The 26,059-nt window shown below is 28.2% G+C and carries 20 protein-coding genes; 11 read left to right on the top strand and 9 right to left on the bottom strand.

Annotation, left to right across the window (positions count from 1 at the left end; all coding sequences use genetic code 4):
* Nucleotides 1-9 precede the first annotated feature (9 nt).
* The 4 genes from PWA39_RS03160 to nusG are packed head-to-tail and all read left to right on the top strand — an operon-like array spanning nt 10 to nt 1,573.
* Nucleotides 10-561 (top strand): sigma-70 RNA polymerase sigma factor region 4 domain-containing protein, encoded by a 552-nt coding sequence (locus PWA39_RS03160; RefSeq protein WP_044284027.1) that lies wholly within the window; start codon nt 10-12, stop codon nt 559-561.
* Between the two features lie 41 nt (nt 562-602).
* The gene (gene rpmG / locus PWA39_RS03155) at nt 603-743 is read left to right on the top strand and encodes a 50S ribosomal protein L33 (RefSeq protein ID WP_010320912.1); all 141 of its coding nucleotides are present in this window, start codon (nt 603-605) and stop codon (nt 741-743) included.
* Nucleotides 707-979 carry a preprotein translocase subunit SecE gene (gene secE, locus PWA39_RS03150; protein WP_240534015.1) on the top strand — a complete coding sequence of 91 codons (273 nt, stop codon included), beginning with the start codon at nt 707-709 and terminating at the stop codon, nt 977-979. Before rpmG ends, secE begins: the two co-directional genes overlap by 37 nt.
* 18 nt (nt 980-997) lie before the next feature.
* Nucleotides 998-1,573, top strand: a complete 576-nt coding sequence (gene nusG, locus PWA39_RS03145) for a transcription termination/antitermination protein NusG (RefSeq protein ID WP_069099348.1) — start codon at nt 998-1,000, stop codon at nt 1,571-1,573.
* Nucleotides 1,574-1,873: 300 nt separating this feature from the next.
* On the opposite strand, the gene PWA39_RS03140 is transcribed toward nusG, so the two are convergent.
* From PWA39_RS03140 to PWA39_RS03100, 9 genes are all read right to left on the bottom strand, one after another.
* On the bottom strand, nt 1,874-5,506 hold the full coding sequence (locus PWA39_RS03140; protein ID WP_069099349.1) for an Mbov_0399 family ICE element protein: 3,633 nt from the start codon (nt 5,504-5,506) through the stop codon (nt 1,874-1,876).
* On the bottom strand, nt 5,506-8,148 hold the full coding sequence (locus PWA39_RS03135) for an Mbov_0397 family ICE element conjugal transfer ATPase (RefSeq protein ID WP_069099350.1): 2,643 nt from the start codon (nt 8,146-8,148) through the stop codon (nt 5,506-5,508). The genes PWA39_RS03140 and PWA39_RS03135 overlap by 1 nt, the downstream gene beginning before the upstream one ends.
* A gap of 41 nt (nt 8,149-8,189) precedes the next feature.
* A complete protein-coding gene (locus PWA39_RS03130) occupies nt 8,190-10,505 on the bottom strand; it encodes an Mbov_0396 family ICE element transmembrane protein (RefSeq protein ID WP_069099351.1) in 2,316 nt (771 codons plus the stop codon).
* Nucleotides 10,505-10,816: an Mbov_0395 family pilin-like conjugal transfer protein gene (locus PWA39_RS03125; RefSeq protein WP_069099352.1), complete on the bottom strand. Its 312-nt coding sequence runs from the start codon at nt 10,814-10,816 to the stop codon at nt 10,505-10,507. Before PWA39_RS03125 ends, PWA39_RS03130 begins: the two co-directional genes overlap by 1 nt.
* Nucleotides 10,816-11,595 carry a DNA-processing protein DprA gene (locus PWA39_RS03120; protein WP_069099353.1) on the bottom strand — a complete coding sequence of 260 codons (780 nt, stop codon included), beginning with the start codon at nt 11,593-11,595 and terminating at the stop codon, nt 10,816-10,818. The genes PWA39_RS03125 and PWA39_RS03120 overlap by 1 nt, the downstream gene beginning before the upstream one ends.
* 877 nt (nt 11,596-12,472) lie before the next feature.
* The gene (locus PWA39_RS03115) at nt 12,473-13,837 is read right to left on the bottom strand and encodes an APC family permease (RefSeq protein ID WP_069099354.1); all 1,365 of its coding nucleotides are present in this window, start codon (nt 13,835-13,837) and stop codon (nt 12,473-12,475) included.
* A gap of 81 nt (nt 13,838-13,918) precedes the next feature.
* Nucleotides 13,919-15,541, bottom strand: a complete 1,623-nt coding sequence (locus PWA39_RS03110) for an LppA-related lipoprotein (protein ID WP_075949666.1) — start codon at nt 15,539-15,541, stop codon at nt 13,919-13,921.
* A 67-nt stretch (nt 15,542-15,608) separates the two neighbouring features.
* Entirely contained in the window at nt 15,609-16,040 is a 432-nt protein-coding gene (gene msrB / locus PWA39_RS03105; protein ID WP_044284017.1) for a peptide-methionine (R)-S-oxide reductase MsrB, read from the bottom strand.
* A gap of 972 nt (nt 16,041-17,012) precedes the next feature.
* Nucleotides 17,013-19,610 carry an MAG2960 family serine endopeptidase lipoprotein gene (locus PWA39_RS03100; RefSeq protein WP_081311140.1) on the bottom strand — a complete coding sequence of 866 codons (2,598 nt, stop codon included), beginning with the start codon at nt 19,608-19,610 and terminating at the stop codon, nt 17,013-17,015.
* A 321-nt stretch (nt 19,611-19,931) separates the two neighbouring features.
* Here PWA39_RS03100 and recO point away from each other — a divergent pair, with 321 nt between their 5' ends.
* From recO to serS, 7 genes are all read left to right on the top strand, one after another.
* Entirely contained in the window at nt 19,932-20,612 is a 681-nt protein-coding gene (gene recO, locus PWA39_RS03095; protein ID WP_069099355.1) for a DNA repair protein RecO, read from the top strand.
* Nucleotides 20,613-20,639: 27 nt separating this feature from the next.
* Nucleotides 20,640-21,200 carry a 16S rRNA (guanine(966)-N(2))-methyltransferase RsmD gene (rsmD, locus tag PWA39_RS03090; protein ID WP_069099356.1) on the top strand — a complete coding sequence of 187 codons (561 nt, stop codon included), beginning with the start codon at nt 20,640-20,642 and terminating at the stop codon, nt 21,198-21,200.
* The gene (gene gmk / locus PWA39_RS03085) at nt 21,181-21,774 is read left to right on the top strand and encodes a guanylate kinase (RefSeq protein ID WP_069099357.1); all 594 of its coding nucleotides are present in this window, start codon (nt 21,181-21,183) and stop codon (nt 21,772-21,774) included. The genes rsmD and gmk overlap by 20 nt, the downstream gene beginning before the upstream one ends.
* Complete coding sequence (gene rsgA / locus PWA39_RS03080; protein ID WP_069099358.1) at nt 21,775-22,632, top strand: ribosome small subunit-dependent GTPase A; 858 nt, start codon at nt 21,775-21,777, stop codon at nt 22,630-22,632.
* Nucleotides 22,613-23,263, top strand: a complete 651-nt coding sequence (locus PWA39_RS03075) for a ribulose-phosphate 3-epimerase (RefSeq protein ID WP_069099359.1) — start codon at nt 22,613-22,615, stop codon at nt 23,261-23,263. The genes rsgA and PWA39_RS03075 overlap by 20 nt, the downstream gene beginning before the upstream one ends.
* Before the next feature lie 149 nt (nt 23,264-23,412).
* Nucleotides 23,413-24,768: a phosphopyruvate hydratase gene (gene eno / locus PWA39_RS03070; protein ID WP_069099360.1), complete on the top strand. Its 1,356-nt coding sequence runs from the start codon at nt 23,413-23,415 to the stop codon at nt 24,766-24,768.
* A 17-nt stretch (nt 24,769-24,785) separates the two neighbouring features.
* Nucleotides 24,786-26,027 carry a serine--tRNA ligase gene (serS, locus tag PWA39_RS03065; protein WP_069099361.1) on the top strand — a complete coding sequence of 414 codons (1,242 nt, stop codon included), beginning with the start codon at nt 24,786-24,788 and terminating at the stop codon, nt 26,025-26,027.
* Nucleotides 26,028-26,059 lie beyond the last annotated feature (32 nt).

Here is a 26,059-nt window from a genome sequence, read left to right as displayed (position 1 = left end):
ATTTACAAAATGTGATTAGATCGTAAGAAAAAAATAGCTAAAAATAAGAGATATTTTACCGTTTTAAACAAATATTCGCATATTTTATTAGCTTGTTCAAAGCAAGTAATAAAAACTTTTGCCTTAACACCGATAACTTATCAAGACCTATTTAATGCTTCAATTGACAAATTTGTGCAGTTATATGAAGAATTTGACCCTAGTTTAGGTATCCCGCTTGAAAATTATTTGGTTCACAAAATTAAACTGTTTATGTTAGGGTATGCAACTTCTTTTACTACAAAAAACTATCAAATAGCAAATTTTTCAGTTTCACTTGATGAATTACCTGAAAATATCGAGTTTGCTGTCGAAAGTGAGCTTCACAAACTAGAAATTCAGGATATTTACAACCGAATTACCGAGTCTTTTGATGAACTTGAGATGGAAATGTTTGAAATGTTTTTTATTCAAGACATTCCAACTAATGTTATTGCTAAAAAAATTGGCATCACCACACAAAAGGTTAATGATTTTATTCGAGCTACAAGTAATAAATTAAGAAGTTTTTTCCTAAATTAATATATAATTATAGACTGTAATGTTAAATTTTTAGGATTAATATGAAGAAAAAAATTAGTCTAAGCTGCTTTGTTTGTAAAAATCGGAACTATAAAACAAATAAATCGCTTCAAACTCGCCTTCAGATTAATAAATTTTGCAAAATATGTCGCAAATCTACTTTACACCAAGAGGAAAAATAATGTGAAAAAAACCAGCAAAAAATGTTAAAATCCCTGACGAGACAAAAAAAGGCAAAAAAAAATTTTTCTTTCGCCTTTTTATTAAAGAAATGAAAAGGGTAAAATGACCAACAAGTCGAGTCGCTTTTCAAAGTTTTGGGCAAACAATAATTTTTTCACTTATTTTTATGGCTGTTTTTTTCGCAATTACAATTATTGCTGCCTATATTTGAAATCAAGCCGGAGTAGGAATTTAGAAAGGAGCAAAAAATACTATGAAAATATATAAGTGATACATGATTTCAACTATTTCATCAAAAGAAGATGTTGCAATTACTTTACTTAAAAACCGAATAAAATACGAAAATTTAGAAGAGCACTTTCAGGAAATAATCAAATTTGACGTCCCTTATTATGAGGAAAGCACAAACGGGAAAGCTGAAAAAAAACTCAAATACCGTAATTTATATAAAGGCTACTTTTTTATCAAGATGAATATGGTTGATAAAGCCTGATTTGTCGTTAGAAATACTCAATATGTAACAGGACTTGTCGGTTCTCACGGTCGAGGAACTAAACCAACGCCAATTTCAATACGACAATTTGAGCGAATGAAAGAAAATTGAAATCAAAAAATTCTTAGTTTTCAAGAAACTAATGATACTACTGCAATAACTTGACAAATTGGTGACTGGGCAAAAGTGACTCAAGGACCTTTTACCGGCGATATTGGTAAAATTATCGAGATGAACGAGACTAAAACTTTAATAACAGTAGAACTTGAAAATGTTTTTGGGCGCAAAGCTCCTGCGACCTTTGAATATAAAAATTTAAAAAAGGTCAATAACTAAAACTTAAATTTTAGTTATTGAATTTTAAATATTTTTTAAATTTGACCTTATCTATCAAGGCTAAAATTTTTCTTCTTAGTTGAAAAAACCTATCTAAAACAACTATTATTTTGTTTTTTGAAAAAATTTTTAAAAATTTGAAAAACTCCTTTCTTAAACGAAGTCTAACAAAAAATAGTTATAATTATTTTTAGTCAACAAATTAATTAAAATTTATTAATAAAAAAAGTCTTTTATTCAAGTAAAAGACTTTTTTTATTAACTATTTGTGATTTTAATTTATTTATTTTTCTGAGAATTCTAATTTTTAAATTTTGCGATAAATTTGTTATAAATCCAAAAACCAAAAAACAGTAATCCTATTATTGAAAAAATAATTAACGGAATTAGTCAATAAGCTGTGGATTTTGAAATATTTGACTCGGTAGTGTCAGAATTTTTTTCTAAACCACCCAAAGTTAGATCGCCTAAAGTTTTAAAATCTGAATTAAAAATAGTCAGTTCCTTTTTTCCATTTAGCTGAGGTGTTCCAGGTTTTAAAACGAGTGTTGCTTTTTCCAATTTTGGATTAGTCCGAAAATTATTCACAATTTGTGAAATATTCTGTAAATACAAATATTTTTTTGAATCAATTTCCTCGGGTAAAAGAAGATTATAGACATGATCTTTAATGGCATTTTCCAAATTATCACTGTTTTTTGAGATAGAAAGACTAAATTCTTTGGCTTTAATTTGACTTAAATTGTTAATTTTAGGGTTATTTAGACTTCCTATGATATTAACGAGTTTAATAGTTTTTGATCCATAAAATTTATTAATTTGATTTTCCTTGACTTTTAGAGTCAAATTTCAAATTTTGTGAGGTATTTGCTCACTTTCTTCGACATTTTTCATCGCATTTTCGACGACATTATCAAAATTTTCAATTACAAAATCGACATTATAGTTGTATTTAACATCTTTTCAACTCGCCTGGATTTGCTGTAATATAAAATTTTTGGCATTCTGTAAATTTTCAATGCCAGTAAGATTAATTCGCTCTAACAAAAGTTCATCAAAAATATTTCTTGAATCTTGAAAAATTTCACTATTTTTTGTGCTTTTTTTCACAACAATAAAGGGAGTTTGTAAATGAAAAAGCTCCTTAAACTCGGGTTTTAGATCAAAATTGGCAATTATATTTTCGTCATTTTCCTCTAAAAACAGATTTACTTTGTCAAAATTTTCTTGATTTGAAAAGTAATCAATTATTTGGCTTGAATTTTGCAAATTTTGATTTACTGTGAGCTTGTCATTTTTCCAATTAAATTTAATTTTGGTTTTATTTTTATTTTGCTCAGAATCTTTAATTTCAATATCAGAAAAACTTAAGATACCTAAAACTTCTTTAAAATTTTCTGTTCTTTTATCATCTTTTTTAAGTATCTTAATGTCAAAATCAAATTTATTATCTTGACTCTGAACAATATTTTCAATTTTTATATCAATATTACTAGAATTTTCATTGTCATCTACAAAAAATTTAGATACTTCAGAAATCATTTCTGGGTTAATTTCGAGAACTTTGTTGCCTGTTGAGCTCTCAAAATCGTAATTTGAACCTGTATTTTCGTTATTTGTCTGTTCTAAATTTTCAAAATTTAAATTTTTTTGAACTAATAAGACAATTTTGTTTTTAATTTCAATATTTTCGTCTAATTTTTGATTAATTTTGTTAATTTGCTGTTTTTTTGCAACATTATCAATAAAATTTCTTCAATATAACAGAATTTGTTCATAGGTTAATTTTTTGATATTTTCATTTGTTATTTTTTCTAGAAGCAAGTATTGTTCTAAAATTTGACCTGCTTTTGATTCCCAAAAAGGGATAATTGATTTATTTGGGAAAACATCATTAAAAAGTTGTGAACTTGAATTTTCACCAATAGAAACAATTTTATATGATGAAAGTCCTTTGTCAAATTTAGAAGAAAAAAGTCAAACTCCCCCAATCGAAAAATATTTATTTGCACTATTTGTAATGTCAAATTTTTCTGATTTTTGGCCATTTTTGCTTAAAATTTCAAAATTTTCACTATTATCTGAGTCAACTAAATATCTAAAAGATGAAACTTTATCATTCTCAGGGTTTGAATTTAACACTATATTTGCGCCTTTTCCACTAACACTTGCTTCTGCAATGAATCCAAATTCTGATTCAAGACCTAAATTAAAACGCGAAATTTCGCTTGGAAGTTGAGCAAAATTGCTGTTTTCTGGTATAGAATTAGGATTTTTACCGGTTGATACTCAGACAATTTGTTTTTTTGTGCCAGTTTTTACATCAATTAACGGATCATATTCAGGATTTTTAACCTTAACTCCAAATTGATCATAAATTATTTGATTATTTTTGTCTTTTAAGTAAGGTTCGATTAATTTTTGTTGATCTTTATTATTTTTTGGATCTCAGGCAAATCACTTTATATCCATAACTGAATTTGCAGCTTTAATTACAAATTCAATTTCATAAATGGCTACTAATTCTGAATTATCCTGTATTTTATTGTCTTTTTTAAATTTCTTAATTTCAATTTTATAACTATTTGTTGAATTTTGCGGGTTTTTTTGCTCAAGTCTTAGATCCTCAAGATCATAATCAAAATTAAGATCCAAGACATCAACAGGATTTCCGTTGACATATAAAATTTCATTTTCTTCTGGATTTGTAATGAAATTTAGCTTTATTTTATTATGATATTCCCATTTTCCGCCGTAAATTCTCCGAACTCCGCCTTCGTTTGTTGCGGTTTTTGGTTCAGAAATTTTCACTGGTTCGTCAATTTTTGACTGATAAGTTTTAGGATCATAAATATTACCTGGAATAATTGTCAGTCTTTTTCAAAATTTGTCTTTATCTTCAAAAAATAAATTTACATTCACTTTGTTATTTAACTGAAAATTGTAAAAATTTTTGTCCTGAGGGTGTTTAAATCTTATAAAAAATTCAATTTGCGTGTCGCCAATAACGTTAAAATGTAGATCTTCGTTGTATTTTTTTCCTTCTTTAAAAAGTTCGCTTGAAAATTCAGTAACTTTTTTTTCAATTTCTTTTAGACCTTTTTGAGATGAAGTTAGTGAAAAACTTTGAATTTCATCATTTTTTTGATGGTTTGTTTCAATACTTATCGAAATTTGGTTATTTTTGATAATTGAGTTATTAAAATTTTGCTTTAAATCAGACAAATATTTTTCAAGCTCTAGATCCTTATTTAGAACTCTTTTTTGATATGAATATCGATATTGTAAATTTACAGTAAATTTTTTAATTTTATCTCTTTGTAATTCAAATCCCACGCTGTAAATTAAATGACTTATTTTTATATTTTTAAGATTAAAATTCTTTTCAAGTTCGTCAATTTTATTTTTTGCATATTCATTTAAAATGTTTGAAATGTTGACTTTATTATGTTTTTTTGATGAAATTGATAATGAATTTCGATCAAAAATTGACTTATCATATTCGCCATAAATGTTAAAAACTGTTTCTTGTTTTCAATCTCTGAATTTGGATTCGCTTAAATAAAATTGTCAATTACGACAACTTTCAAGTTGACTGCAATATTCAGGTGCTAAATTTTCATCTCTTATTTCAGGTTTTGAACCTGGTTTGTAAAATTTTTCTTTGATTGTTCGATCAAATCAATATGAATTTAGTTTTCTTATTTCACTTTTTGAGTCAATTGTTTTATCTTTTATTCACTCAAAACTAAATGAATCAGGTTGTCTTTCAATTTCTAAGTCAAATTGAGCACTAAAATTTGCAAATTCAGACTTTATTTCATAATTATCATAATTATTTAACTTAAAATAAGCTGTGTTTTGGTAACCTGCTGACAAAAAAAGCACAGGAATAAGGCCAGAAATTAAAAAAAATGGTAATTTTTTGCTCATTAATCTCCTTTGTTAATTAGTTTATCTCCTTTATCAAAAAATAATTTTTTCTCTGCATTATTAAAATAACCTGAACAAATATATCGATCATTTAAATTCGCAGAAAAAATGAACTCACCTATTTGGGCCAGTGCAATAAATTTTTTCTCTTCATCAGTAAGTCCGCCTGAAGATGAAAAAAGTTTGTCTACCTTATTTATATCGTTACTTTTTAAATTAAAAAAGAAAGCATACTGGCAGTTTTCAATAATTGCTTCACTTTTTCGGGCAGCTTCTCCGCTAATTGCAAAATCACCCGGATTTTGTGTTGTTATTATCAAGCCGCCGTTGTATTTACGGATAGTTTTAGCAATTTTAAACAAAAAATCTAGCGCGATTGTGTTTGATTCATCAATAAATCGGTGCGCCTCGTCGACAATTAAGGTAATTTTTTTATTTTTGTAAAAATTTGTAGCGATTTTTCCTTCTATAAATGACAGAATTAAAAAAAATGCTGCCTGGTAAATACGTTTTTCAAGATGCATCAATGTTGAAACATTAAAAATTACAAGACCATTTTGAATATCAAAGTTGGAATTTTGCCCATTAAAAAGTCTATTAAGTTTCCCGTATTTACTAAATTCGTATTCCAAAGTTGATGAGACAATCATTTTTTCATGCTGACTAATGTAGGAAAAATCCATTAATTTGTAATTAGCAATTAAGTCATCAATAGTTGGAAATTCTCGTGGTTCTAGAAGACTAATATCATTAAAAAGTGTGTAAAAGTTCTTATTTTTATAAATTTCATTAACACATTCAATGATTGACATTAACATTTTGTGATCTAAATTTGGAAGTAAAATGCCAAAAAACCGCTCTAAATTTTGAAGGTGAAGTGAAATAGTTTCGGCGTTGTTATAAATACTTTCATCAATAATTTTTGACTGTGGATTAAAAACTTTTTGAATTTGTAAAGGGTTAAAAATTGTTGATGATCCACTTGCAAAATTAATTGTATTTGCTTTTAATTCTTCGCCGATTTTCCAATATTCGTTTTGTGGATCTAAAATAATCACTGAATTTCCGACAGCTTTATTATAAGTTAGTAATTTTTTTGTCAGTGTTGACTTACCAGCGCCAGAAGTTCCTAAAATGAAACAGTTTGAATTTTTTCGATCTTGATTTTGCAAAAAAAGATCGAAAAAAATAGGAGTATAATCAGTTTTACTAATTCCAATTATATTATAATTTCCGTCGTTAAAATTTCGTGATGTAAAAGGGATTCCAAAAGCAACATTACTTGCCTGCATTTCAATTTCTTCCTTTAAAAAGTTACTAAAACGGAAAAATAGTGAAGCAAAACCTTGCAATTGACGGTATTTTAGCGGATTTATTGTTCCACCAATGTTTCTTAAATTATTTCGATTTTTACTTTCAATTTCTTTAAGTTGAGATTTAGTCTCCCCTCAATTCAAAAAAATGAATGTCGAATAAAATATTTCTTCATTTGAAGAGCCGGCAATGTTAATTATTTCTTCAAGAGCTGCTCGTTCTTTAGCAGTTTTAGATTTTTGAACAACGTTTTTTTGGTCATTCAAATTGGATTCTAAATTTTTTGCACCTCGGTTTAAACTTGTTTCTTTTTCGGCACTTGTTAGTCGATTTAAATGCCAAACAACGCTGCTATTTGTTGAAAAAAGTTGAGCCGCTCATCCAAGAGGAAGATTAAAAGGATATTCATTAATAGTTTGAACTGAAAAATAAATGTCATTAATTTTAAAATGTTCTGGATGTCATTCAATTCGGTCTTGTGCCAAATATTTGCTAATATCATCGCCTTCTTGAATTTTTTTGTATTCTTGATCGCTTAAAAAATCACTAAAATTGATTATTTTCAAATTTAAATCAAGTAAGTCTCTAAGTGTGCAAGTTTTAGCGCGAAAACCTGTTGATGAAATGTTGGATCTGAGCAAATTAAGTTGTTGAAGCAAACTGACATCATTTTTTTCATAAATAACAATAAAATACCGATGATGTAAATAAGTGTCAAAATTTGCAATATCATTTTTGTAAAACTGACAAAAATTCTCATTCAAATTGGCTTTACATTCATCCTGATTTTGTAAAAAAAATAGTTTATTTTTTGTCAAATCATTAGGGTGAGCGATTTTTACAATCGAAATTCGACTATTAACAGAATTAAGACTTGTTGTAAATTGTTCAAGAATTTGTTCAATTTTTTGACTTCCAATGCTAAAAATATCTTGACCATAAATTTCAATTCCAGCAATAAAACCGCCAGAAATTTTAATAAAATCCTGTTTAGCACGGCTATATGGCAATAAATTTCGTGTATTTGCACTTGTAGATGAAATTTTGCTATAAACTTTAGGTCTTGTAAAATAAAGAGCAATATACCAGATAATTTTATAGCCTTTTAGTCCCCAATTTTTGTAGTATTTTATTAATGGAACTGTTCAAACTAAAAAAAATGCCGTAGAAATCAACATTTTTACCAAAATAAATAAATTTTCAGGCAACGCAAAACCAATAGAGGCAGAAACTAAAAACAAAACTATAATTATTGGAATGTCAATTAGCGTAATGTGTCGAAAAATTTGGATTTGAACGTTTTTAATTCGTTTATTTTGTAATTTCATAATTTACCTGTCCAAAATACAAAAAGTTTGTATTAGTTGTTTTACTTATCTTTTTCTTGTTTTTCAGCGCTATTAGTTTTTGTCTTATCTGATTTGTCCTGAATTTGTTCATCATTTTTGGTCATATTTTTGTTTAATTCAGCTTTAACTGGTTTTAAATTTTGGCTAGATTCAGCAGTTTTTAATTCTGAATTCAAAATTATTGCAGCATTATTTTGTGCTTGACTGTCAACATTAATTTCGGCTTTTTTACTTCTAGTTCGTGTTTTTTTGGCCGCTGAATTGTTGATTTTTTCATCATTTTGTTCAATTTGTGGGCCTGCTTTTTCAATGGTTTTTGCATTTTCTTCTTTAGTTACGGAAGATTTTTCGTCTGATGCTGCAGATGCAGCACTACTTTTTTCACTAGTTTTTATTTTCTTTGATTTTTCTTTTGTCTCACTAGTTTTTTCATCTAATTTTGAATCAGCTTTTTCAATTTTTACCTTTTTTTCTTTAGATTCACTTGCTTTTTCTGCTTTAGTTTCTTTCTTTTTTACTGCTTTTTTAACTTTTTTAGCTTCTTTTTCAGAGGTTTCATCTTTTGTTTTGGAAGATTTTCTTCGCGTTTTTTTAGTCTCTTCTTTTGGTCACTCACCTCAAAATCTAGCTCAAAAGCCTTGTTTTTTTGCAGGTTTTTCTGCTATTTCTGGATTTTCAGTTTGCTGTTTTTCATCAGATTTATTTTCAGAATTCTCTTGTTGATCTAAATTTGGCGCAATTTCAACATCATTTTTTTCAATTTTTGGCTGTTTTTCATCAGTAGATTGATTTTTAGATTGACTTAATGAATCAGTTTGCTGTAATTTATCATCAGAAATTGGGCTTTTTTCAGTCAATAATGCTTCATTTTGATTTATGTTTGCTGTTTCTTTGATTTTATTTTGAGATGATGGGTTTTCTGATGTTTTTTCAACACTTGAGCGAGTATTTTTTGCCTTTTTCTCTAAATTTTGACCAGAATCACCCCTTTTAAATTTCGAGAATAAATTATTAATTTTTTTGCTAAAAAAATTTTTTAATCCTGTTTGTTCACCATTTAAAGCCCGATTAGCTCTGTAATTTCGTCACTTTTCAATCAAAGGTCTAGCCTTATATGCAGCAAAAGCAACCCCAGTCCCGATTCCCACTAGGTTCATTGCATTTCTTCAAGGACTTTGCTTTTGGTTTGGAAGAATTGAATTATCAACAATATCAAAAGGCTTTTTTTGATTTCATTTTGAAGGTAGACCTGTTAAATCAGTAGCATTTTTGTGATTATTTTGATTTAATTTAAACATTGTCCCAGCTGCTCCAGCAAGAGCAACCCCTCCAACTTTTAGAGTTGAGGAAGCCAATCTTTGATGATGTTCAACAGCTCCGGCCTGTCCATAATTAGCGGCAATTTGGCGAGTAAAGGTAGAAATTGCCAGTCCGCCCCCGATTATAAAAGATATTTTTAGCAAAAAACGGAAGATAAATATCCCTTTTGCTCCTTCAAAATCAATTGAATCTGCAATTTTATAGGTCGAAGCCACTCAAATTAAGAACAAATTAAAACTAACTTGGTAAATAATAATTACTGCAAATTGGCCAAAAAATGTTCTTGTTCAAGTTTTTAGTTTTCGACCATCGTCCCAAATGCTACTTACTGCTCAAAGTGGCATGGTTATAAAATTCATAAAAAGTTGCGCTGATGCGGTGAAAAGTGAAATAAAACTAATTCCTAAAATATAGGCAACAACAATTGAAGATGCCGAAAGTGTTATAATTAAAATTATTGCCTCGCCAGATTCCATTGTCGTAAAAGTTGAATAAGATGGAACGCTAAAATCTTGACTAATTGTTTGAATTTCGCTGTCAGGAATTTTGTTTGATGCCGATCTTAGCATTAAATCAATTAAATTTTGATCACCACTAATATAATTATTTATTATTGTTAAGGTCGACTGAATCGCAATTAGTAAGGTAAAAAATATAACCGGAAAAGTGAAAATAAAAATAAAAGAGCCAACACTAACTTTCGACATTGCTGCAATTTCTGTATCTGCAGAATTACGGCGAATAATTAAAAATTTAACATATCGCAAAATAAGAACAATAAAACCCATTGAAATCGAGGCAATTGCAAAAATTCAAAAACCGATTGGAAGACTTTCAAACGAAAAAGTTTGTCTATGAAAAATTGCATGGACAATAATGTTTATGCCAATTTTTTCGAAAATATAATTAAAAAAGGCAATAACTGAAAAAGGTAAATAAACAAGTAAATACCATCCTAAAACAAAAAATGGGTAAGTAATAATATTGATTAAACCACTAAAAAGTCAACCAAACATTACCCTTTAGCCCCTCCAGTTGCAGCTGAACTTGCAACAGAAATTATTACTGTTGATAATCCAAGAGCAACTAGAATAATCACAAATCCAATTGAAGACCAAATTAGTGCTTTTTTTCACTTATCACGCTTTTCAACATCGTGGGTAATTGAAAGCATTGTTGCAAAAAAGACAATTGCGGCAACTAAAATTCCGCCAACAACAGGCATTCCTATTTGAGTAAGATATTTTATTCAATTTTGCAACGTAGTTGCAAGAGTCGATAACTCGCCTCCAACTTTTGTGTCTTGAAATAAACTTAAAAAATACATTATTCTTCACCCATTCCTATTTTGTAATGCACATCTTTGATTTCAGTTATCCAATTTGCTCCTTGATAAATTAAGTCAAAAGAACCTTTAAAATCAATTAGATTCTCATAATTATCATCATAAAAGCAATAAATTTCCTTGCCAAGATCGAGAAAAAAATTAACTAGATTTTGTGATCCACCTTTTTGCCTGAGTGAATAAACCACTAAAAAATTACTAAGGGCAGCAACTAATCGATTCCGTTGGATTAGCCGTTTTTTATTAATGTTAGCCCCCTTAGGGTATTCAGAAATTATCAATAATTTGTCATAATCTTTAAAATTTTCAAACATTCAAGGATTTTCAACCCCATTTACTGAGACGCCAATAATTGGTATTTCATGTAAACGGAAAAATTCCATTACTTTTTGTTCCACTCCTTTGTAGCCGTTTGTTACTAAAACGTGTCTTTTTATTATTTGATCAAGTGAACGATTAAAAAAACTTTGAATTTGAGGGATGTAATTTTCACCAATTAGTGAAGCTTTTGGATGCAGGTCATTTAAAGCTTCGATATTGCCGCTATAAAATATCACATATGGCGGGTCTTTAAGAATCCGCAAGGATTCAGGGTAATTTTTATCTGTAATTGTAATTGCCCTAATCTCCCCTGAATTAATTAATTGTTCGATTTTTTCTATTTGTTCATCTGTTACCTCTTCATTTTGTTGGATTGCCTTTTGGATTGAAAAATAATCCCCTTTATATTTAATTGCATAGTGAATTAATTTTTTATTCATACGTCCTCCTTCTGCTATAAATTAAGAAAAAAGCCCAAGAAAACGTTAAAAAAAACTTTTTAGCTAAAAAGTCTTTTTATTGTCCTTTTTTAGTCAATAAACCTAAATCTGGCTTAACTTATTGTCTTTATTTTTCTCGAAAAATTTTTAATTTATAGCAAACTAAAACATAAAAAAAGCTATGAATTCATAGCTCCTAAATTTCCAATTTGATGGCAAAAATTCACTTTTTAGTGAATATAAGTACGTAAAAATACCAGTAAATCCGTGTTTTTAATGATATTATCTTAATTTTTATTATTTTAAAATTAACCTTTTACAAAAAAAAAAAAAAAATGCTTGGTCTAAAATAAAATTATGCTATAATAACCCTCACTAAGAATAATTAATAAATTTTATATTGAATTAAGGGGGGGATTAGTTATGTTTTTGTCATAATAAAATAAGATAGTGCGAATTATCCATTATATTTTTAAATATGATGGAATGCCTTAAATTTAACCGTTTAGAAATCTATAAATTTAGGGCTTTTGGTTATTGTTCTTTCAAAACTTCATATATTTTTTTAGGCTCGCTGCAAATAAAAACGAGTTTTCTATTTGCATTGAGTTTAAATAGTAGTTGTATTTTTTTTATGATTTTTGTTATTTTATACTTTAATTGACTTTTGCCAGTGTTTTAAACTAAAAGTAGTTTAAACATTTCATATTTTGCTTTTCAAGTTAAAATTTTAGCTTTTTTAGTCAATAAACCTAAATCCAGTTTAACTTATTGTCCTTATTTTTCTCGAAAAATTTTTGAATTTATAGCAAACTAAAACATAAAAAAAGCTATGAATTCATAGCTTTTTTTATGTTTTGATGGAATTAAAACAATATTAACTAACTACTTTTCTCAATTTTCTCTTTTTTAGTCAAGAATTTAAAAATTTAACGATATACCCAATTAAAATTGCGGCAACATAACTTATTAAAGGTATAAACTGCTCAAAAGTTACTTCTTCAGAACTACTACTAATAAATGGTAATTGTGAAACAATAAGGGTAAATAAAATAACAATCATACCTATAATGTAAATTACAATTTCTCAAATTGGTATTTGTTCGCTTTTTCGTCATTTTCAAATCAAAACTGTAAAGAGTGTGAGAAAATACTGAATTAAAAAGGAGATATTTCCTGCCTTTAAAATTGTACCAAATGTGTCTGTAACACCGGCAATTCTAGGAATAATTGTAAAAATTATACTTGAAGTAATAGCAAGCGAAACTGAAAGATAAATAGCATGATGGTATTCGTTGTGCTTATTTTTTTTGGCAAAAATGGAAGGTAAAAAACCGTCTTCAGCAAGTGGTGCAATATATCTTGCATAAGGTTGAACTGATCCCATTGTTGCTGACATTCGATTAAAGAATAATCCGATTGTAAAAAGTGATACTCCTGTGGTACCTCAAAGAGTTTTGTAGACTTGTTCAAGTCCAAAGTTTGAAAGATATTCTTTACCAAGTCCTATAAAAATTATATAAAATAAAAAATAGGAAGAAATTACTATAAGAAACATTAGAATTATTACTTTTTTAAACCGTTTTGTTTCGACACTTTGTGAAATTGTCGCTAATGACTCAAAACCACCATAAGAATAAATAAATGATAAAATTGTACTAGCAAATAATGTAACACTAAAAGGTTCGATTTGGCTAAAAGTATGTCCATATGTATTTGATTGAATAATTAAATAAATAATTAAACCAAAACCAATAAGAAGTGTTGCCCATTTAAAAATAGCAGTAACTAAAATTATTTGTTTTGAGAGTTTAAACCCAAAACTACCGGCAAGAATTAAAATTATATAAACTACTAATGAGATTGAAACATAAACTCATTGGCGATCGGGATCAAATTGTGTTAGTAGAGTTGAAAAAAATAGCGGGCTCGTTGCCGAAAAAAGCATAATTCGGGCAACTTGATTTCAACCTGAGAAAAAAACAAGTCCATTTTTAAAGGTTTTTTTAGCATATGCATATGAACCACCAACTTCATTTTGGTATTTTTGCCCCGCTCGAGCAAAAGCAAAAATAACCGCTAAAGTAATTAAAGATGTCAGAATAAAGACAAAAACACCCCAAATTCCTTGATTAATTACTCTCGAAATAGTGGCGATAAAGCCAAATCCTACAACATAATTTAGCCCATAAAAAATAAATTGTCGTTCTGTAAGTGTGTTTTTTGATTTAGTTTTCATAATTTTGGCCTTTAATTTTCAAAATTGTATTAAATTGTACCACTAGAAAAAATAATTAATTAAAAAAATTTACTTGAAATTTTTTTAATTAATTTCAAGAACGCCACTAATTTTGTGAATTTTTTCCTTACCTAGCAAAAATTCGCCATTAGGGGTCAAAATTTGATTGTTATTTAGTAAAACTGTTTTTAAATCTAAGGTTCAAGTAATTTTTTTATCATTTTTTTCTAAAGTTAAATTATCTATTAATTGAGTAGTAACTAAATTTGCAAACTGAATTTGCGGGAAAATAAGTCATCTGTTATGCTTAACTTCAGATAATTTAATCCACTTATTATTAATTTCAGCATTAACCCTTATATATAAGTGCTCTAATAAATGTTTTAAAAATGTATGTTTAGTAAAGTTGGATTTTAAATCTCTTTCTAATAATGTTTTTTTAACATCATTTTTTAAAGCAGTAATTTCTAAATCTTTTTCTGATAATTCGATTTGGTAAATATTGTCAGAATTTTTAGCTAAACCTGAAAATTCAAGACTTTTATTATTTGGCAAAAACGTTTTTATCTCAGTATCTTTGTCTATTTTTCAAATTTGTAAATTAAGTCTTAATTTTCCATTTTCATCATCAGGTTGAGTGCTAACAACATCAAATCCATATTTTTCTTTTTCATCATCGTTAATTTCAGGGCTAAATTCGGCAAAAGTATCTTTAAGTCCGACTCCAAAATTTCGATTATTTAAAACATGACCAATTTGATTAAAAAATGGGTTGGATATAACGTCATTTTTTGAGTTTAGCAAGGAAAAAGCTAAAAATGATGGAAAAATGTTTTTAAAATCATCAGGTAATTTCTTTGCAATTAAATTTATTTTTGATGTCTCTTCTTGTTTATAAAAAAGACTTACCATTTTTGAGGATTTAATTGAGTCATTATCTTTAAGATGCAAAAATAAAAGCACGTTATTTATAGGTTTTTCTTGGTTTGATGGGCCTGTAGAAGCAACAACAGCGTTAGAAAAATCTAATTTAACAGAATACTTATCGTTCAAATCTTGGATTGGGTCAATAAAATTTACATAAGAAAAATTTTTCTTAATAGTTTTACCTTCAGTAATTATTGTTAGGGGGTATGAACTTTGCATGTGATTTGTAATGCGAAATGAACTAGGCAAAGTTGAAAGATAACCTTTTAATTGAGCTAATTGGACATCAGTTTCTTTTTCTTCCTTTTTTGGGTCAAAAGGTTGGGGAACAATTTCTTCTTCATCACTTGGTTTTTGTGGTGTAAAAGATGGAATTTTGGGCTGTTCTAACCCTTTTTTATCATCTGTTATTTTAATTATGCCCGGTTTTTCTTCAATCACATCAGGGTTTTGTATAACAGCGGGTGGCAAATCAGGTTTTTGACTAATGACCGGATTCTTTTTTTCTTCCTGAGTTTTACCCTTATCAATTTGGGTTTCTGTATTAATTCCTGGATTTGATGGATTTTGACCTGGATTTGATGGATTTTGACCTGGATTTGATGGTTGAGATGGTTGAGATGGTTGCTCTTGTTCAGGTGGTGGAACAATTTTTGGCGAATCACCAATATCTTTACTTATTTTATCAGGTAAATTTGACTCAACTGAACAACTTGATAAAAATAAAAAAATTACTGAAAAAAATAAAAAGTTTAATTTTGATTTTCTTAGTAATTTCATAATTTAAAATTTTACAATATTAATTATTAAAAGTAATACTTTTTCTTATTTTTGTTTTAAATAAAATTTAGTCAAAGTATTTTAAAAGATGCTCTAAATTATTGCTTTTTAATTCATTTTTAGGAATAAATTTAAGGGCAGCTGAATTAATACAATAACGTCTTCCTCCTTGTTCTTTAGGCCCATCATTAAAAACGTGGCCTAAATGGGAATCAGCATTTTTTGAGCGAACTTCAACTCTAGTCATTGAGTGGCTAAAATCAAGAACTTCAACAACTGAGTCCTCGTTTAAAGGTTTTCAAAAAGATGGTCAACCAGATCCTGAATTATATTTAGTTGAAGACAAAAAAAGCGGAGTTCCGTCGATAATATCAACATAAACACCTTCTTCGTAATTATCGTTATAAAGATTATCAAAAGGTGGTTCTGTAAAATTTTCTTGTGTAACTTTGTATTGTAATTCGTTTAAATGATCAAGTTTTTTCTTGTTTTTTTCCATGTTTTCTCCAAAATAAATTTTTAATTTCCAAATTATACCATTTTTAAAATTATTTTTTAAAAAATTCATTTAATATTATGAATTTGAATTTATTTAAAATATAAAAAATAGCGCTTTTTTATTAAAATTTTTAAAAAAAGTATCATTTTAACCCAAATTAGCAAAAATGCAAAGACTTTTATTGACAAAAAATTTTATTATAATACTAAAAATTTATCAAAAACCAGATTCAACCGTCTAACCTTATTTAAGCTCAAAAATATGTGATTTTGAACTTAACTGTCAAATTTTGCTAAGAAATGCTGTAAAAAAATTTTGGATTTACAGCTCCAGTGTTTCCCAGTTTGATGGCAAAAAATCACTTTTTAGTGAGTATAAATACGGGAAAATAGCCATAAATCCGTGTTTTTTGAGACTAAAATCTTAATTTTTATTATTTTTAAATTAACCTTTTGTAAAAAAAAAAAAAAAATGTTTGGTCTAAAATAAAATTGTGTTATAATGTGTCTCACTAAGAATGAATTAATAAATTTTGAGATTAGAATTAAGGGGGAATTAATTATGTTTTTTGCATAAAAAAATCAGAAAATGCGAATTATCCATTATATTAAATATAATGGTATGGCTTAAATTTGACCGTTTAGAAATCTACAAATTTATGCCTTTTAATTATGGCTCTTTCAAAACTTCAAATTTTGTTTTTTAGGCTCAATGTAAGTAAAAATGAGTTTTCTTTTTACATTGAGTTTAAATAGTAGTTGTATTTTTTATGGTTTTTGTTATTTTATCCATAAATTGATTTTGCTAGTGTTTTAAACTAAAAAATCACACATTTGTTTTTTTTAGTAGTTTTTACTCAAAAAACTAGGGCAAATTTGGCACTTTTTCTCGCGAATTTTGCCAAAAATTCAAAATAAAATATCTAAAAAAGGGCAAAAAACTATTAAATCAAAAAATTAGCTAAGATAATTTTTAGGATTTAGGATTAATTTTAACTGTATATAACCCATCTTTTTGTAATTTTTTCTTAAAATCTTCGCGAATATTACCGTTAAATCCATCAAGATAAGTAGACTGACCCTCCATTAACGAAATTGCATTTGAAAAAGTGTTACTTTCTGAATCAGTCGAATAGGAATAATTTATACCAATTAAATTAAAACTTGAATCAATAGCCATCGATCCAGAAGATCCAGGACCAAGAGCGTCTAATTTATTTTCAGAATTTACTTTTGTGTACAAATTCGAATGCTGATTTAAAACCTTTTTTAGCATTCCGTGTTTTAAATTGGCAAGAAATGGTTTTTGGTAGTTTTTTCACCTTTCATGTTTAGCATTTCAGTCTTTATTTTCAGCATCATTATAAGGAACTCAAAGACCATGAAAAAGACTATCATTAATTACACGTGATCGGGTGTTGATTATTCCACCTGTTGATTTATTAGATTTAAAATTTACACCTTTTTCTCAATCACCATTTTCATTATCGCTAGTAGCAACTGGATATCCGCCATAAAATTGTGTTTTTATTGGACTAAATTTTTCATTTCGACCTAGACCGATATGTCAATCTTTTTCAGTACCAGAATCAATCGCTTTTTTTAATTCAGGTAAAACATGTTCTAAATCAGTTTTTTTAATTTTCAGTCTTAAAATAACAAAGTCTGAACCGCCGTTTTTGGTTGTTCCAACTCGGGTGGTTTCATTATAATTGTCTAAATATTTAAGACCAACATCGACATCATGACCCATTATTCCCTCAACTTTGTAGCGCGGAGTGTAATATGGAGCGGTTAAATAGCTGTCATAAGCATCAAAAACAGGATATTCTTTAATTTTTGGGTATGTATTTTCGTATTTATTGCCTGAAATTAAATGCTCTGAACGCGCTGCGGTAAAAAAAGGCTTTAATTTATTGCCTTTTTTTGCATCTTCTTCAGAGATAAATTGATAGTTTTGGTTAACAAAGCCAGCATTTCACTTTTTTGATTTTTCACTTTTGTTATCTACATCAAAAAAATACATGCTTTTGTCAAAAATTTGTGGCATATTCCAAACATGGATGTTTGTCCCAACTAAAAGTTCATAACTATCAGAATTAGCGTCATTATTTGTTATTCTATCTAAAACTCAGGCGGTACCGTATTCTTTAAAAGCTTCAGTGCCGTATCTATTTCCAAAAAATTGATCTTGATAATATTTAAATCCGTAAATTCCAAGACTAAATGAGCGATCATAAATGAACTTTTCATAGTCAATATCTTTTTTTAAATTAGAATTAGTTTGATTAGATTTTCAAATTTGTTTTTTGCCATCACCACTTTCAAACAGAATACTAATTTGGCCTTTTTTATCATCAAAATTGGCACTAACTTTTTTTAAATTAGAAATTTTAAAAATTTTGCCAATTTCATCGATTTTCATGTAATAAAATAACTGACTTAAATTGGACGGCAAAAAACCAAAAGGATTTTTTTTGACAATTTCTGTTAGATTTTCAGAATTACTTAAAGCTCCCGAAGATTCACCCTCAGAAAACTTTGGAAGATATATTTGTTCAGCCATTCCATTATAGGAAATACCACGATTATAAAACATTAATTTTTCATCATTGTTTTTACCAAAATCGCCGTAATGACCGACATTTTTTGCTAATTCTCAGAATCTTTTATTTCTATTTGGATCATTTGGATCAAGAAAATTAATTGGCTGATTATTATCGCCATTGTACAAAAAAGTGTATAAATTATGCACTCCAGTTTGATATTTTGGTGTATTTTGAATAATTTGCATCACTGAATGATTTAGTAAAAAATCTTTGCCAAAATAATGAGCATCTTTAAAATATTCAGGATTTTGTGATTCGCTGTAAATTTTATTTGTGTATTTTAATTTTGGAGTTGCTTCAAAAAGTGGGTTATAAGTTTTTGTATTGTAATTTACAGTTTGAAATTGACTTGAATTTACTTTATTAATAGGGGAATTATTAGTTGGAACATTATTGATTTTTGGGTTAGAATTATTAACAATTTGTGATTTTGGTTTTTGTTCAGACTTGATAATTCTCGTAATTTCAGGTTTATTAGAGCTAGGTGGTTTTAAAATTTTTTGTATTTTAGTTTTAGAAAAATCAGGCTGAGAACTAGGACTTTTTTCAACTTTTTTTGCCTTTTCTTCTTTAACTGGTTTTTGAACTTTATCTAAATTTGGTTCTGGCGCTTTGTCTTTTACTTTTAAAAACGAAGTAAAAACAAACTCTTTTGGTATTGAAAGTTGCTTTTTAGTATCAACAAGCAAAACATTAACTGTTAACGAATTTTGTTCAAAGTTTTTATTTAAAGTCAATTTTTGCAAATTGTATTTATCGCTGTCATATTCAAAGTTAATGTTTTTCCAATCGACATCATCAAGACTAATTTGCTGTTGGTTCTCAATTTTTGCATGAATTTTAGGACTAATTTGTTCTTTTGAATCAAATTTATCATTGTTTACATTGCACGCTGAAAATAAAATTATTGATATTGAGCCAAAAAACAGATTATAAAAAATAAGTTTACTAAGCTTTTTCATAAACCAAACCGTTTGATTTTTACAAACTTAAATTCAAATCTTATACATTTTTATTAAGTTTTGCTAACCAAATTATAGCATAAAAAAGGCTAATTTTTAAGCTAAACCATTTGTTTAATCGCCAATTTTGAAGCATTATCAAAAAAAATGAATAAAAAAAATGACAAATCAATAAAAAAAAATTAATTTGTGGTATAATTATATTTATAATCAAAATATTTTAGGAATTCATTTTTTACTTAAAAATAAATTTCATTTTGATAGAATTAACTAATTTTAGATCTCTAAACCTAAATACCATATAATAAGTTTTAACGGAAAATGGCTGAAAAAATCATTAAAGGGATAGTTGTCGAAAGATTTAACTTTAGGGACTTTGATTTAATAGTTAAATTAGTAACAAATTTCGGGATTCTTAAGATGGTCGCACTCGGTGTACGTCGTCCAACTAGCAAAAATATTTATATATTAAATCCCGGATGCCTTGGTGAATTTGAGATTTTTTTGGCCAAAAATCCTAATAAATTATCTAAACTAAAAAAGGGTGAGTGCCTTGTTCGTTTAGATTTAACTAACGAAAATATTTATAAGTTTTGAAAAGTAATTTATCAATTTAGTGATGAAAATAACTATGATTCTGAACTTTTCAATATTTTTCAAAGCGCCTTTTCCAAAATAAATGACAAAAATGTAGACGCGATAATAGTTTATGTAATTATTAACTGAATTAAAATTAACGGTTGAATCAGCAATTTAACTAGTTGTAAAGTTTGCAAAACCAATAAAAGGCTTGTAAATTTTGATTTTTATGGTGGAATGGAATGTATTTATCATCGCACTTTAAAACCTTTTTTTAGATTTAATGTCAAGGAATTGGAAATTTTGTATTGAGCCGATTTTTCGCTTGATGAATATTTGCGAAAAATCAATTTTGACCATGTTTATTCTATTTTTGAAATTTTAAAAATGTTTTTAAAAAAAAATTCATATATTATTTTTTAAATTTTTGGTATAATTTTATAAATATTTATGATTAGAATAATTTCTGGTAATTATAGGCGTGCTGTAATAAAAAATCCTGAATTTTCAGTAGTTAGGCCTATGTCTGATCGTTGTCGTGAGTCGATTTTTTCACAGTTACAATTTGAAATTCCAAATTCAAAAGTTTTAGATTTGTTTGCCGGAACAGGTGCAATCGGTCTTGAAGCTTCTTCGCGTGGGGCAAAAAAAGTTGTAGCTTCAGAGTTAAATCAGCAGGCATACCAAAATATTGTTGATTTTTGTAAAAAATATAACGTAAAAAAATACGAAATATTTAATAAAAACGCAATATTTTTGCTTAACGATCTTAGTGGGCAAAAGTTTGACTTTATTTTTTTGGATCCGCCACATGCTGAAGAAGAAATTACCAAGAAATGTTTTTTAAAAATTGCAAAAAATAATTTATTAGAAGAATCTGGAATTATAATTTACAAAACTAATTTAGGTTCTAAATTAATTCCCAAATTTTTTTCAATTGAAAAAACAAAAAAATACGCTAAAAATACTGTTTTTTTCCTAAGATTTAATAATGAAGCAAAAGATGAATAAACTAATTGTAATTTCAGGTCCTTCAGGTGTTGGCAAAGGGACAATTGAGTCAATTTTATTAAAAAACAATAAATTGCCTATAAAACTTGCAATTTCTGCAACAACCAGGCAAATGCGCGCTAATGAAATTGACGGAGTGAGTTATTTTTTTTTAGACCACGAAACCTTTAAAGAAAAAATCAAAAATAACGAATTTATTGAGTGAAGTTGTCATCTTGATAATTACTATGGAACTCTAGAGTCACAAATTCAATATATTCAAGAGCAAAATTTCATTCCCTTATTAGAAATTGACACAAATGGTGCTAAAAATATTATTGAAAACTATAAGAAAAATAACCAATTAGATAAAATTTTAACCATTTTTATTTTACCTCCCTCGCTTGAAGTCCTAAAAAACAGAATTGAAAATAGACTCACAGAGACATCAAATCAAATTGATCTTCGACTTAAAAAGGCTGAATCTGAAATTAAAATTAAGGATTTATTCAAGTTTCAAGTTGTAAATGACAATTTAGAACAATGTGTCGATGAAATTGAAAAAATTATAACAACAGAAATAAAAGAGCTGTAGATGAAGGGGCAAATTGTTAGAGTTATCGCGGGTTTTTATGATGTTTTTGAAGCATCGACCCAAAAACTCTATCCACTTTTGAGAGGATCTGGATCACTTAGACAAAAACAAATATCTCCTTTAGTTGGAGATTTTGTTGAGTTTGATCCTAGTGGATTTATTAAAGAAATTCTTCCAAGAAAAAACTGACTAAAACGCCCAAAAGTTGCTAATATAGACCAAGCGCTTATTTTTGTTTCCCTAAAAGAACCTAATTTTTCACCTTTATTGCTTGATACTTTTTTGTTAATGATTGAATTTAAAAATATTAGTCCAATTTTGATAGTTACCAAAGTTGATCTTGAGCCAGATTATAAAAATTTGTTGCTTGATTATCAAAAAATGGGATATTCTATTTTTTTTATTAACAATAATGAAAAAAAAATTCCTAGCGATTTGCAAGAAAAACTTAAAAATAAACTTAATTTTGTCATTGGACAAAGTGGAGTTGGAAAAACAAGTTTTATCAATAATTTGTTTGGCACACAATTTGAGGTTCAGGAAATTTCTTTTTCATTAAATCGCGGAAAACACACAACACGAGTTGTCCAAATTATAGGAAAAGGAGACTTTCAAATAGTAGATACCCCTGGATTTTCTAGCTTTAATTACGATGAAATTCCCAAAGATCAAATTAAAAGTTCTTTTGAAATTTTTCGCCAGTTTTTGCCTAAATGTAAATTTAGAACATGTTTTCATTTTCATGAGCAAATAGAAAACTGTGCAGTAAAAAATGCTGTAAAAAACGGCATAATTTCAAAAACTAGGTATAAAAATTATCTCTATCTTTTAGAAAAATATGAAAAAAAAGATTATTAGCCCCTCACTTTTGAATGTTAGCAAAAATAACCGTCTAAAATTAGTTAGAACCTTTTTGAATCTTGGAATAAAATGATTCCATTTTGATTTTATGGACGGTAAATTCGTTGAAAATACAGCAATTTCTCTTTCAGAAATTAAAAAAATTGTGACTAAATCAAAAAAGTTTATTTCCGATGCTCATTTAATGTCAGTTGATCCTGAAAGTCAAATTGAAGAACTAATTGGCTATGTTGATTTTGTCACAATTCATTTTGAAAGTAAAAATTATGACGAAATTTATAGGATAATTTTAAAATACTCTGAAAAAATTAAAATAGGACTTGCAATAAAACCTTCGACAAAAATTGAAGAAATTTTAGATTTATTACCCAAAATAGATCTGATTTTGGTAATGTCAGTTGAACCTGGAAGAGGTGGGCAGGATTTTATCCAAGAAACATATCAAAAAATTAGCAACATATCAAAAATAATTCGTGAGTCAAATTACAACATTTTAATCCAGGTTGACGGCGGAATTAAAGATTATAATGCAAAAAAAGTCTTTGAATCAGGGGCTGATGTAATTGTTGTGGGAACTTTTTTGGCTCAAAAACCAAATAAAACTAAAATCCAAAAGTTATTAAATTAACACTAAAACAAGAAGCAAAAATTACTATTTAAGAATTTGTTAAATTCATAGTTTGTGATATAATTTTTAGCATGTTATTATTTTTGATCTTTACTTACAAATAATACATTCAATAAATTTAAACTATATATACAAATTCGAGGTGTTTTATGTCAAAAATTACAAGAATTTTTGCAAGAGAAATTCTTGATTCACGGGGAAATCCAACAATTCAAGTTGAGGTTCACACCCAAGCGGGCGGTTTTGGGTCTGCAATTGTTCCATCAGGAGCTTCAACTGGATCAAGAGAAGCGCTTGAATTACGTGATTCAAATACAGAATATGCTTATAACTGATTCGGTCAAAAAGGTGTAATGACCGCAGTTAATAATGTAAATAATATTATTGGTTCTGAAATTATTGGTCTTTGTGTTAAAAATCAAAGACTTATTGACCAAAAAATGATCGATTTAGACGGAACTCCAAATAAAGAAAGACTTGGTGCAAATGCTATTTTAGGTGTTTCTTTAGCAGTTGCAAAAGCGGCCGCAAGTGAGTTGAGACTTCCACTTTTCCGTTATTTAGGTGGCCCAAACCCAACTTTAATGCCAGTTCCAATGCTTAACGTGATAAACGGAGGTGAGCATGCTTCAAATACGCTTGATTTTCAAGAGTTTATGATTATGCCACTCGGTTTTTCAACATTTAGAAAAGCTTTGCAAGCATCAAATAAAGTATTCCACACTTTAGCAAAACTTCTTAAAAAATCAGGATATGGAACTCAAGTTGGTGATGAAGGTGGATTTGCTCCTAATTTAACTTCTCACGAACATGCACTTGATTTTTTAGTTGAAGCAATCAAGGAAGCAGGATTTAATCCGGCTGTTGAAGGTGAAAATGCTATTGCAATTTCAATTGATGCTGCTGCTAGTGAGTTTTATGATGGAACAAAATATGTCTTTAAAAAATTAAAAGCTGCTTCTGCTGATCAAGAAAATCACCAAAAATATGAATTTACATCAGAAGAATTGCTTGATTATTACGGACAACTTTTTGATAAATATCCAATAATTTCAGTCGAAGATGGTTTTGCTGAATCAGACTGAGACGGATTTATTGCTTTTACAAAAAGATTTGGACAAACACACCAAATTGTCGGTGATGATTTAACTGTTACAAATGTAAAAATTTTAAAAGAAGCTATCAAAACAAAAGCAATTAACTCCATTTTAATTAAATTAAATCAAATTGGAACATTAACTGAAACACTTGATGCAATTCAACTTGCGCAAAAATCAGGGTTGACCGCAGTTATTTCACACCGTTCTGGTGAATCTGAAGATACTACAATTTCTGATCTTGCAATCGCAGTTTCATCTGGTCAAATTAAAACAGGATCACTTTCAAGAACTGACCGAATTGCCAAATATAATCGACTTCTAGTAATTGAAGAATTTTTAGACACATATTCAAAAAGTGAATATACTGGAAGAGATGTTTTTTACAATCTAAAAAAAATAATCTAAAAAAAATAATTTAAAATATGGATATTCGTTTAATTTTAAACAACAAATCTTTTGTTGAAAAAAAATTATCAGAACGTGGTTTTGATATTTCTATAATTGCCGACTTATATCAAAAAGCCCAAAAACGTAACTCTTTGCGTCAAGAAATTGATGAATTATTAGCCCAAAAAAACAAAACTAGCAAACAAATAGGACTTTTTGTTCGTGAAAACAAAGACGCTGAAGATTTGAAAAACCAAGTAAGTCAGATTAAAGATAAACTTGCAAATTTAGAGACAGAGTGACAAAAACTTGATGACTGAGTTAGTCAAAAAATTCTTGAAGTGCCAAATCTTCCTGATGATTCAGTTCCTTTTGGAAATTCTGAACTTGATAATCAAGTAATTTATCACTGAGGGCAACCAAAAAAAATCGATCCTAAAATCAAGCCTCACTATGAATTTGGTAAATCTAAAGACATTTTAGATTTCAAACGAGCTGTAAAAATTTCAGGCAATCGCTTTGTAATTTATAAAAATTTAGCGGCTAAATTAGTTCGGGCTTTGATAAATTTTATGATTGACACTCATGTAAATTCAGGTTATCAGGAAATTGTTCCAAATACTTTAGTTCTTGAAAATTCGCTATATGGAACAGGTCAACTTCCGAAATTTTCAGAAGATTTGTATTCTCTAAAAAATTCAGATCTTTGACTAATTCCAACAGCCGAAGTTCCTTTGACAAATTATTATCAAGGCGAAATTATCGACTTAGAAAAACCAATTTCACTTGTTGGCTACAGTAAATGTTATCGATCTGAGGCCGGAAGTGGCGGTAAAGACACAAGAGGTTTGATCCGACTTCATGAATTTCACAAAGTTGAACTTGTTAAAATAACAAATGAAACTGATGGAATGAAAGAATTTGACAATGTGGTTCAAGATGCGGCTAAAATTTTGAAATTACTAAACATTCCTTATCGTGCTGTGCTTTTGTGTACTGGCGATCTTGGATTTTCAAGTAAAAAAACTATTGATTTAGAAGCATGACTTCCATCAGAACAGACATATCGTGAAGTTTCATCAATCAGTTATTGTGGCGATTTTCAAGCAAGAAGAGCAAAAATTCGCTACCGTGATGAAAAAAACAACCTTTATGCGCACACAATTAACGGATCTGGTCTTGCAATTGATAGAATTGTCGCGATTTTACTTGAACAGAATCAAAACCCTGATGGTAGTTGAACAATACCAGAAGTTTTAAAACCTTATTTTAATTAGATTTTATAGATAAATTTTTTAATGAATAAAAT

The sequence above is a fragment of the Mesomycoplasma ovipneumoniae ATCC 29419 genome (assembly GCF_028885435.1).
GTDB lineage: Bacteria > Bacillota_I > Bacilli_A > Mycoplasmatales > Metamycoplasmataceae > Mesomycoplasma > Mesomycoplasma ovipneumoniae.
This window is presented reverse-complemented; position numbering and strand designations above follow the sequence as displayed.